Source organism: Pedobacter sp. 05L430, assembly GCF_056397585.1.
Map to the genome: position 1 here is coordinate 1 of NZ_JBFTNT010000126.1, position 11,161 is coordinate 11,161.

At 40.2% G+C, this 11,161-nt stretch carries 10 protein-coding genes and 1 tRNA gene; 9 read left to right on the top strand and 2 right to left on the bottom strand.

Translation table 11 applies throughout. The features are described 5' to 3' along the window. The 9 genes from AC1DG9_RS16130 to AC1DG9_RS16170 all read left to right on the top strand — a co-directional run. Window positions 1-227, top strand: a 227-nt coding sequence (locus AC1DG9_RS16130) for a helix-turn-helix domain-containing protein (RefSeq protein ID WP_477634890.1), incomplete at its 5' end; no start/stop codon positions are given. Then, entirely contained in the window at window positions 224-1,498 is a 1,275-nt protein-coding gene (locus tag AC1DG9_RS16135; protein ID WP_216854319.1) for a sensor histidine kinase, read from the top strand. The genes AC1DG9_RS16130 and AC1DG9_RS16135, both read left to right, overlap by 4 nt. 87 nt (window positions 1,499-1,585) lie before the next feature. Beyond that, entirely contained in the window at window positions 1,586-2,020 is a 435-nt protein-coding gene (locus AC1DG9_RS16140) for a thioredoxin family protein (protein ID WP_172659913.1), read from the top strand. Between the two features lie 6 nt (window positions 2,021-2,026). Next, window positions 2,027-2,962 (top strand): FAD:protein FMN transferase, encoded by a 936-nt coding sequence (locus AC1DG9_RS16145; RefSeq protein ID WP_477634891.1) that lies wholly within the window; start codon window positions 2,027-2,029, stop codon window positions 2,960-2,962. Window positions 2,963-3,041: 79 nt separating this feature from the next. After that, complete coding sequence (locus AC1DG9_RS16150; protein ID WP_288879068.1) at window positions 3,042-3,194, top strand: DUF4266 domain-containing protein; 153 nt, start codon at window positions 3,042-3,044, stop codon at window positions 3,192-3,194. Between the two features lie 8 nt (window positions 3,195-3,202). Then, window positions 3,203-4,423: a DUF3570 domain-containing protein gene (locus AC1DG9_RS16155; RefSeq protein ID WP_337716630.1), complete on the top strand. Its 1,221-nt coding sequence runs from the start codon at window positions 3,203-3,205 to the stop codon at window positions 4,421-4,423. Window positions 4,424-4,439: 16 nt separating this feature from the next. Continuing rightward, entirely contained in the window at window positions 4,440-5,123 is a 684-nt protein-coding gene (locus AC1DG9_RS16160; protein WP_172659910.1) for a cytochrome b/b6 domain-containing protein, read from the top strand. Next, on the top strand, window positions 5,113-5,802 hold the full coding sequence (locus tag AC1DG9_RS16165) for a VIT1/CCC1 transporter family protein (protein WP_099437513.1): 690 nt from the start codon (window positions 5,113-5,115) through the stop codon (window positions 5,800-5,802). The genes AC1DG9_RS16160 and AC1DG9_RS16165 overlap by 11 nt, the downstream gene beginning before the upstream one ends. 82 nt (window positions 5,803-5,884) lie before the next feature. Next, window positions 5,885-8,389 (top strand): cation-translocating P-type ATPase, encoded by a 2,505-nt coding sequence (locus tag AC1DG9_RS16170; RefSeq protein WP_337716628.1) that lies wholly within the window; start codon window positions 5,885-5,887, stop codon window positions 8,387-8,389. A 780-nt stretch (window positions 8,390-9,169) separates the two neighbouring features. On the opposite strand, the gene AC1DG9_RS16175 is transcribed toward AC1DG9_RS16170, so the two are convergent. Together AC1DG9_RS16175 and AC1DG9_RS16180 are read right to left on the bottom strand one after the other, a co-directional pair. Next, window positions 9,170-9,256, bottom strand: a tRNA-Ser gene (locus AC1DG9_RS16175). Between the two features lie 65 nt (window positions 9,257-9,321). After that, a partial coding sequence (locus AC1DG9_RS16180) for an HD family phosphohydrolase (protein WP_477634892.1) occupies window positions 9,322-11,161 on the bottom strand: 1,840 nt, incomplete at its 5' end.

Below are 11,161 nucleotides of genomic sequence, written 5' to 3' on the forward strand. Positions count from 1 at the left end.
CCAGAAAAGAATTTGACCTTCTTTTATATTTCCTGGTCAACAAAAACAAGGTGATTTCCAAATCCGCGGCAGTGGTGCACATATGGGGTGATGAAGCGGACATGGCAGATAGTTTTGATTTCATTTATACACATATTAAAAATGTAAGGAAAAAACTGACAGATTCCGGCTGCAAAGACTATTTTCAATCGGTTTATGGAGTAGGTTATAAATTCACCGATGCATGAAATTATTTACCAGTTACAACAGCATTTTATCTGTCATTACCCTTACAGGCCTCTTGATTATAGGATTCTTATTTTATCAGACATTAGGTCAATACATCAACAGGCAGATCGAGGACCACTTATATGAGGAGCTCCTGGAAGTAAAAGACTTTGCTCATGTTAAAAATATTCTGCCATCCCCCGAAGGTTTCGATGATGTAATCGTGGAGTATAAAAAAATACATAAGCTGAGCAATAGCCGCAGATCGTTTGCTGACACAAATTTCTACAATCCTAAAAAAAAACATAAAGAGTCTGCAAGATACCTGAAAACACAATTGGTGCTGAACGGGCAACCTTACGAAATACTCATCATCGCCTCAAAATTTGAACGTCAGGAACAGATCAAAAGCATCATCCTGATCATTTTATTACCTGTCATAGCGTTGTTATTGATTTTGTGGCTGGTCAACAAAATCCTGATCAGAAGAATGTGGTCGCCATTCAGACAATTATTAACAAACATCAAGGCATTTAACATTAATCAGGAGAAGGTTTTTGAGCCAATCCAAACCAATATTGAAGAATTTAAAGAACTGAACAAAGCTGTTCTTGAAGTATCCTTAAAGGTAAAATCGGATTATAAAGAGATCAAGCTGTTTACTGAAAATGCAGCCCATGAAATGATGACGCCTCTTGCAGTGATCAACTCCAAACTTGACACCCTGCTGCAGTCCAATTCACTGGGGAAAGAAGAAAGTGAAATCCTGTCAGATCTGTATAAAGCCACCTCGAAACTAACAAAATTGAATCAGTCTCTTTTACTCCTGGTGAAAATTGACAACAATCAGCTCCAGGCAAGGGAAGAAATTAACCTTAAGACTTTAATTGAAGAGAAACTCGGTTACTTCCAGGAACTCATTCAAAAAAGGAATTTGAACATACAATCAGAACTCGCCGAATTTATCATTTATGCCAACCGCTCCTTAGTAGAGATTTTGGTGAATAATCTTTTCAGTAATGCCATAAGACATAATTACGACGGAGGGTCCATTCGGATTACATTGACCGAAGATAACCTTGATTTTTCCAACACCAGCACACAGATGGGCCTGGATCCTTTAAAAATCTTTGAACGATTTTATAAAGACAACGCCTCTGATGGTACGGGACTGGGACTGGCCATTTTGAAACAAGTATGTATAAGAAAGAATTATCAGTTGAGTTACTGCTATCAACGGGAACAACACCACTTTAAGATTGTCTTTAAGCATTCCGAAAATAAAAATTAGATGACAAAACCTTAACATATTTTAACACACAACTTCACAATGTCTTCAGAATTCCCATAGATATTAGATTCATCAAAAGGCATACTGATGAAAATATTACTAATTATACTATTATCATTTGTTCCAGCTTCCTTAATCTGGAATGGCAATTTCAATGAGGCACAGCAGCAGGCTAAAGCCGGTCATCAACAGATCTTAATCAATTTTTCAGGATCTGACTGGTGTGGTCCATGCATTCGTTTAAGAAAAGAGATCTTCGAATCCGAAACCTTTGAGAATTACGCCAAACCACATTTGGTACTKGTGCGCGCAGATTTCCCCCGTCAAAAAAAGAATCAGTTGTCTGCAGCACAAATTGAACAAAATGAGGCTCTGGCAGAAAAATATAACCCGGACGGTAAATTTCCTTATACCCTGCTGGTGAACGAAGATGGAAAAGTCTTAAAATCCTGGGATGGCTATCCAAATGAAAGTCCTGAAAAGTTTGTTCAGGAAATCAAAACCACAGTATCCGGTAATTAACAAGCAATGAGAATCAAAGAATCCTGTCAGCGTATATTGAAGCTAATGGGCAATCGGTTTGAGTTCACGGTGATTGCTGAGGATGAAGCTGCCGGCCGAAAGGCAATTGATGCAGCTATAGCAGAGGTGAGCCGGATTGAAGCGCTGTTCAGCACTTTCAGAGACAGCAGTCAGACTAGCCTGATCAATCAGCATGCGGGTATAAAACCMGTAAAGGTAGATAAAGAGGTGGTTTCCCTTATCCAGCGGGCCATAAAAATATCGGATATTACCCAGGGCGCTTTTGACATTACTTATGGTTCTATTGATAAAAGCCTGTGGAATTTTGACATCAACATGACCTCGCTTCCGGAGGTTGAAACTGCGCTTCAATCGGTAAGTCTGATCAACTATCAAAACGTAATAATAGACACAGAAAATTCGACAATAATGTTGAAAAACAAGGGTATGCGCATTGGATTTGGCGGTATTGGCAAAGGGTATGCCGCAGACCGGGCCAAGCTTGTTTTGCAAAATATCGGTATCAAAGCTGGAATTGTTAATGCCGCGGGTKACCTGGTGACCTGGGGCATGCAGTTAAACGATAGACCCTGGACCATAGGCATCGCTGACCCGAACCAAAGCAACCTTCCCTTCTCTTCATTAAACATCAGCAACATGGCCATTGCAACATCTGGCAATTATGAAAAATATGCTACCATTAATGGCAAAAAATATTCGCATACCATTGATCCTAAGACCGGTCTTCCGGTTAGCGGAATCAAAAGTGTAAGTATCCTTTGTCCGAGCGCTGAATTGGCTGATGCCCTGGCCACACCAGTAGTGGTAATGGGCGTTCAGGTAGGTCTTGATCTGATCAACCAGTTGCAACATGTCGCATGCATCATTATAGATGATTTTGACCGTTTGTATACTTCCAAAAATATTAATGTAAAACAATGATATGAAAACGTCAATTCCAATATCAGTACTTCTAGGTACGAGCCTTTTTGCCCTCAGTTTGCTGAGTGCGTGCGCAACAGTGAAACCCTATCAAAAAAACAAGCTCAACGACGCCGAAATGACCTTATCGTCGAGACCAGCTCAGAAATTTGAACAAAGTTTCCAGCTCTACCGGGAAGGCGGATCGGGTGCCAATGGCGGAAAAAGTGGTGGTGGTTGTGGTTGTAATTAGCGGAAATAATGAGAAAAATTTATCTGCATGTACTCATGCTGTTCCTCGGTGTATTAGGTGCCAACGGACAAATTAAAATTAAAGCCACTCCTTCCGACACGAGCAATTACCAAAGCAGAAAACTCAAAATTGATGAAATTAACCTGGTATCAGCATATTACCATCAGGATGGGAACAATTCGGCTGTAACGGGTGGTATAGGAACTGAAAAACTAACAGATTTTGCAAACACCTTCGATTTGCAGCTGTCTAAATTCAACAAAGCAGGGAATAAAAACACTTTTCTGTTTGAACTCGGTGTAGACCATTACACTTCTGCTTCATCGGATAAAATAGATCCAGGCACCATCTCTTCTGCCTCCAGGGCAGACACGCGTGTCTACCCTTCGCTAAACTGGACACACAGTAATGAAAAAACAGGGAATGCTATCGGCTTTATAGGATCCTTTTCAACAGAATATGACTACCAATCCTTAGGGGCAGGATTTAACCTTACTCGTTTATCAAAAGATAAAAATACGCAGTTTGATTTCAAACTGCAGGCATTTTTGGATACCTGGAAAGTCATCCTACCCGTTGAACTGAGATCTGAAACCAATCCAGGCAATGGCAGGGAATCAAAAAGTGAGGGATCAAGTCCAAGAAATTCATTCAGTGCCGCTTTCTCTCTTTCCCAGGTCATCAACCAAAAGCTGCAGGCACTGATCATGGTCGAGCCAGCTTACCAGAAAGGTTTACTGGCCACCAAATACCAGCGCGACTATTTTACGGATGGCTCTTTAAGAGCAGAAACCTTGCCCGACAAGCGTTATAAGCTACCTATTGCAGCCCGGTTAAATTACTTTGCGAGTGATCAGGTCATCATCCGAACTTATTACAGATATTTCATGGATAACTGGGGCATCAGGGCCCATACTGCCGAAATAGAAGTTCCTGTAAAACTAACCTCATTTATCTCTTTAAGTCCTTTTTATCGTTATAACAAGCAAACCGGATCACGCTATTTCGCTCCCTATGGCCAACATGATCCTTCCGCTGCCTATTTTACCAGTGATTATGACCTATCTACTCTGAACAGTGATTTCTATGGCGCAGGGATACGACTTGCCCCACCCCATGGTGTATTTGGCTGGCAACATCTTAACATGCTGGAACTGAGATACGGACATTACAGCAGATCTACAGGACTGGTTTCTAACATTATTACCTTAAATTTAAAAGTAAAATAAGATTAACACAATCGCCATGGCTATTATCGAACCGCTAAGAAAAGATATTGACAATCCATCTGATATCAAAAAACATAGTGCCTCTGTTAGGGTATGGCATTGGCTGAACCTGCTAATCATTAGCGGATCATTATTAACAGTCTTGTTAAATTCAACCTTGTTAGATGTAAAAGGCAATACAAGCTATGTACAACAACAATTGCAGAAATCCGGTGTTTCTGTAACCCCCGGGCAAGCTAAAAGCGTAGCCCATGGCCTTGAAGACAAGGTTTGGGGCATCCATATCTATTTTGGTTACGCCCTGGTCGCAATATTGTTGTTCAGGTTAATTGCTGAAATTTTTCAACCTCGTAAACAAAAATTTTTCAGCAGCTTGAACAGTGCATATCAGACTTATCGCAGGCACAGTAAAAAATCCAATCTGGCTTTGCACGATCTTACCGTTAAAGCACTATACCTTATTTTCTACCTGCTGTTAATTATTATGGGCGTTACAGGACTGTCTATGGCATTTGATCAGGAACTGGGTATCAGCAAGGGGACAAGCCACAGCATCAAAGAATTTCATGGTTTCTGTATGTATTTGATCCTGATCTTTATTGGAGTACACATTGCAGGGGTATTACTGGCTGAAAGAAAAGAAAACAAGGGCATCGTATCAGACATGATCAATGGAGGTAAAACATCGTATGGAAATTGAGGAACATTATACCAACAGAAGCGGCTGGTTAAGGGCTGCAGTTTTAGGGGCAAACGACGGCATCCTTTCTACTACAAGTCTGGCAATAGGGATTGCAGCAGCAAGTACCACACGGGAACCGATTGTTCTTGCTGCACTGGCAGGACTGGTAGCAGGAGCATTATCCATGGCTGCAGGGGAATATGTTTCAGTAAGCTCACAATCGGACATCGAGGTCGCTGACCTGACGAGAGAAAAAGGAGAGCTGGAGAATACACCGGATGCGGAACTACAGGAGCTGGCCAATATTTATCGCCAAAGAGGCCTGGATGAAAACCTGGCCAAGCAAGTGGCAGTCCAACTCACTGCCCATGATGCCCTGGGGGCGCATGCTAAGGATGAACTAGGTATTAACGAGATCACCCAGGCGAAACCGATGCAGGCAGCATTAGCCTCAGCAGCTTCCTTCATCATTGGTGGCTTGCTCCCGTTGCTGGTTTCGATATTTGCACCAATAAAACTGATGCTCATTTACCAATATGGCTTTTCTATAGTATTCCTGGGCTTGTCAGCATTGGTTGCGGCAAAAGCAGGTGGTTCTAGCCGGGGAAAGGCCGTCCTGAGAATTTGCTTTTGGGGAACGGCAGCCATGGTCATGACCGCATTGGTTGGCTATCTTTTTGGGGTAAAAACCACCTGAGCAGGAATCAAGCAAAACAATGATCTGAATCACTCCTATGCTCGGGAATATAACCGATTTTTAAAGTATCAATCTTAAACAGATGCCTGCAAACAACTTTAATATCCCCGGATTATCGAAGCAAGAAGTGATTGCCTCAAGATCAAAAAATGGTGATAACCGTTTAACCTCTAAAAAGGAGTATGCGCTTATAGATGCCATTAAAAACCTGGCAAAAGAACCAATGGTTATTTTACTGATGGCCGCCGCGGTTATTTACCTCATTAGCGGTCAATCGTCAGATGCCATTTTTCTGGCATCAGCAGTTATTTTAGTAGCGGCTATTTCACTTTATCAGGACTCCAGAAGCAGAAATGCTTTGGATAAACTGAAAACCTACAGTCAGCCACATTGCAAGGTCATCAGGGATGGTCAGACCACCGAGATTAAAAGTGAAGAAATTGTAATCGGTGATTATCTGATCATTCAAGAAGGTACCTCTGTTACCGCCGATGGCAGTATTGTTCATTCTAATGACTTCTCTGTAAACGAGTCTATACTTACCGGGGAATCCTTTGCGGTATATAAAGACAAAGACAGTACCAATCACGAGGTTTTCCAGGGCACCACTGTAGCCAGCGGGCTGGCCATAGCAGTGGTTACAGCGATTGGAAATGGCACCAAATTGGGAAAAATTGGTAAAAGTCTGGAAGATATCAAAGAAGAAAAGACACCACTAGAAATTCAAATCAACAATTTTATCAAAAAAATGGTGGTTGCCGGAGCAGCCGTTTTTTGCATCGTATGGGGCATTAATTACTTTAATTCCCTCGATGTACTGGATAGCCTGTTAAAGGCACTTACCCTTGCCATGAGTATATTGCCAGAGGAAATACCGGTGGCCTTCGCTACTTTTATGGCACTGGGGGCATGGCGCATGATGCAAATGGGGGTCGTGGTCAAACAGATGAAAACCGTAGAAACACTGGGCAGTGCGACGGTAATCTGCACAGACAAAACCGGAACAATTACCGAAAACAAAATGAGTCTTGCCAGACTATATCTGCTGGCATCCGATAAAATAGCAGCTCCTGACCAGGGTCTTAATGATGCAGAAAAAGCCCTGATCCGAATGGGGATGTGGGCCAGTGAACCTATTCCATTCGATCCAATGGAAGTCGCCTTACACCATGGTTATGCTGAAACTACATTCTCCGATGAACGCCCGGACTATAAAATGGTTCACGAATATCCTTTAGGTGGAAAACCGCCCATGATGACCCACATATTTGAAAATAAAAGCGGGATACGGATCATCGCAGCTAAGGGCGCCCCTGAAGCCCTGATTGCGGTATCGGAACTTGAGGCTTTTGAAAAAGAAAAGATTACAATGGCTGTTAACTCACTTGCCTCACAGGGATACCGCGTCCTGGCAGTAGGCCAATCGGATTTTACGGGATCTCAGTTTCCGGATCAGCAGCAAAAATTTAAGTTTAAATTCATCGGTATGCTGGCCTTTTATGACCCGCCCAAACAACACATTGAGCAAGTATTAAAGGATTTCTACCAGGCTGGAATTGCCGTTAAAATCATCACCGGGGACAATGCGGCAACCACCACCGCTATCGCCAGACAAATCGGGTTCAAAGGGTACGAAAAAAGCATCAGCGGTGATGAGCTTATGAAAATGCCGGAAAAAGAACTTCAGCGCACTGTAATGCAAATGAACATATTTTCCAGGATGTTCCCGGATGCGAAGCTCAAGATCATTAACGCCTTAAAATCAAACAATGAAATCGTTGCCATGACCGGTGATGGAGTAAATGACGGTCCTGCCCTGAAAGCCGCACATATTGGGATTGCAATGGGAAAAAGAGGCACAGAAATCGCCAGGCAAGCCGCTTCATTGATCCTGCTGGAAGATGACCTGGCCAAAATGGTAACTGCTATAGCAATGGGCAGAAGAATCTACACCAACCTGAAAAAAGCAATTCAATACATCATCTCTATTCACATCCCCATCATATTAACCGTATTTATTCCCTTAGCCCTGGGTTGGATTTATCCCAATATTTTTTCTCCCATTCACATTATATTTTTAGAACTGGTGATGGGGCCAACCTGTTCCATTATTTATGAAAATGAACCGATAGAGCAAAACACCATGCTTCAGAAACCGCGCCCTTTTTCTAACACATTTTTCAGCGGGAAAGAATTGACCACAAGCATCCTGCAAGGATTAATGATTACCGCAGGAACTCTATTTATCTATCAATATGCCGTTCAACATGGTTATGGAGAACTCCTCACAAGATCCATGGTATTTACCTGTTTAATCGCGGCAAATGTATTGCTCACTCTGGTTAACAGATCTTTCTATTATTCTCTACTTACTACCATAAAGTACAAAAACAACCTGGTATTTCTCATAATTATGATCACTATACTTATTTCAGGTGCTATTCTCTACATCAAACCATTAACAGTATTCTTTGGATTTCAGTCACTGAGCTTAATCCAGCTGTCCCTCAGTATTGGCATCGGATTCTCATCCGTAATCTGGCATGAATTTGTTAAATGGAAAAAGAGGCTTCAGTCGGTAACATAATGTTGAGTCATCGTAAATGCCAATTTTCCTACTGAAGTTTATTAGGATTTTCCAAAAAAAATATTCATTCTAGAATTGCTTGTCAATCTATTATTAAGTTATTAAATAATATTGCATTGTGGGAACAACAATCAATTTTCATCCTTTTAGAAGGAATTGAGTAGCATACAAACTGTATATTTATATATCCGGGTAAGGCCATATGAACAGGCTACAAAAGGATACTCAAAACCAAAGAACTTATACAAAATGGAGAAATCGAAAATGAAGATTTCCTGATTATTAAGAAAGACTGTGAGCAGAGTATCATGAGTATCTACAAAGCAGTAGGAATACCATGTTTATCAAAGAAATGGTAGTTTTAGCATTAACAAGAGAAAGATATAAAACCCTAAAAAACAAAATGTTAAATCACAAGAAACACTAAGTTTTCTAGTAAACTTTGCTAAGTTGACTATAGAAAATACGAACTGTCGTTAATAGTACATACAAAAACCTTAGTATTTGGATCTATGAAGGTGTTCGAATCCCATGTCCCCTCTTACAATTTTCAGAATTTCAATGTTACGTCCTCATTCTTTCGTATCAGACAAAAACAAACAACATATTGAAATACAGTAAATTAACTTAAAAAATATTTTTAGACGCTTAAATGAGATTGCTGAGTAATTTTATCTCTTCTATTTTTAGAAACTCAAAAACAAACACAATTCATTCGTTTTCAAATAGATATAAAAAAGCCGGAAAAGTGTTCTAAAAACAGACACTTTTCCGGCTTTGCGGAGGAAGAGGGATTCGAACCCTCGGTACCGTTGCCAGTACGACAGTTTAGCAAACTGTTCCTTTCGGCCACTCAGGCATCCCTCCGTATCTCGAAATCTCCCYTTCGAGGTTGCAAATATAGCAATTCATTAATATTTGCAAAAGAAATTTTATAGAGTTTGTTGATAATCTATTCGAACATGATAGATACTCATAAGCATTGTCTTGAATATCAGCTTTATAGTTTCGAGATCTTTTAATGTAATATCGCAATTATCTAATTGATTTTGCTCCAGTTTATAGTCAATTATGCGTTCAACCAGGTCATTTATGCTCTGGGCGTCCGGATTTTTCAGACTTCTTGAGGCCGCTTCCACCGAATCTGCCAACATTAAAACACCAGTTTCTTTAGAAAAAGGTATAGGTCCCGGATAGCGGAAGATATTCTCATCAACAAACTTTTCAGGAGAATTCTTCAAAAACGACTGATAAAAATAATCTACACGGGTATTACCATGGTGAGTTCTTATAAAGTCTATCACACTTTCGGGTAATTGATGCTTACGTGTGATCTCTATGCCCTTGTGCACATGTTTAATGATGATCTGGGCACTTTGTTCATATGGCAGCTTATCATGCGGACTAAGTCCGGTATTTTGGTTTTCAATAAAATATTGAGGATTCTCTATTTTACCAATATCGTGGTACAATGCCCCCGCCCGAACAAGCAATGAGTTCCCTCCTATTTTGAATATTGCGGCCTCGGCCAGATTTGCTACCTGCAAAGAATGCTGAAACGTACCAGGAGCTTTAAAAGCCAGCTCCCTTAGCAGTTTATTATTAGTGTTAGTAAGCTCAATTAATGCAACATCAGAGGTGATTCCAAACAGCCTCTCAAAAGCATAAATCAAAGGATAAGCAAGCAAAGAAAGCAATACACTAACAATAAATGGAACAAAATTCATCCATTCTATCTGACCGATAGCCCCTTCCCTCAATAATGCAATGCCAATAAAAGAAATAAAATATGCCGACAATATAAATAAAGCCGACAATAGCAATTGCTCTCTTTTAACCAAATTCCGAATACTATAGATAGCCACCATACCGGCAGTTGTTTGATAAAATACAAACTCAAAGCTATTTGGCACAAAGAAACCGGCAATCAGGATCACCAATAAATGCAGATATAGTGCCAACCTGGTATCAAATAATATCCTTATAATAATGGGGACTATACAAAATGGAATGTAATATAAACTAGGGAGACTAAGCTTTATAGCCCAAGATAAGGCCAAAAGCATACTCGTCGTTACCAGTAATATCAAAGAAAGCTGACGGTTGTCGGCAAATATATCCTTACGAAACAAGTGTAAAAACACCATTAGCAAACAAACATTAAAGCCTACAAGCAGGATCTGACCAAAATAAACCAGGCTGCTATCACCAATTGTTTTAGACTGCGCTTCATATATTTCCTTAAATGACTGCAGCTTTTGGTAAATCTCGTCGTCAATCACATTATTTTTAGCAATGATCAGCTCGCCTTTCTGAACCATTCCTCTGGTTGTAGAAAGACTATTTATTGCATTCTCTTGTACGATAGCCGTCAATTTCTCATTAAAAATAATGTTGGGCTGCAAATGATCTTCAACAAGATTAACAATTACCTCCTTAACTTTCAGATTTACAGACTGGAAATTATCTTTAAAATAATCAAGAGCAGTTTGTACGGTAAATACATCTTGAGTACTAACCGCTTTACTTATATTATTATCCAGCAAAGAGAAATCATAATTCTTACTTCCTTTTTGATGTTTGGCATTAATTGCAATAATCCCCTTATCGTAAATCGATTTTAAAAGTTTAAACGAGGCCTGTCTGTATTGTTCCTTTTCATTTTCTGGAAGGGCATTACTTCTCCACTTTACATCAAACTCATTTAAATAAGCCTCTTCAACATCATTAATCAGATACTTATTTATAGTATAAATAGGCAATACATTATTT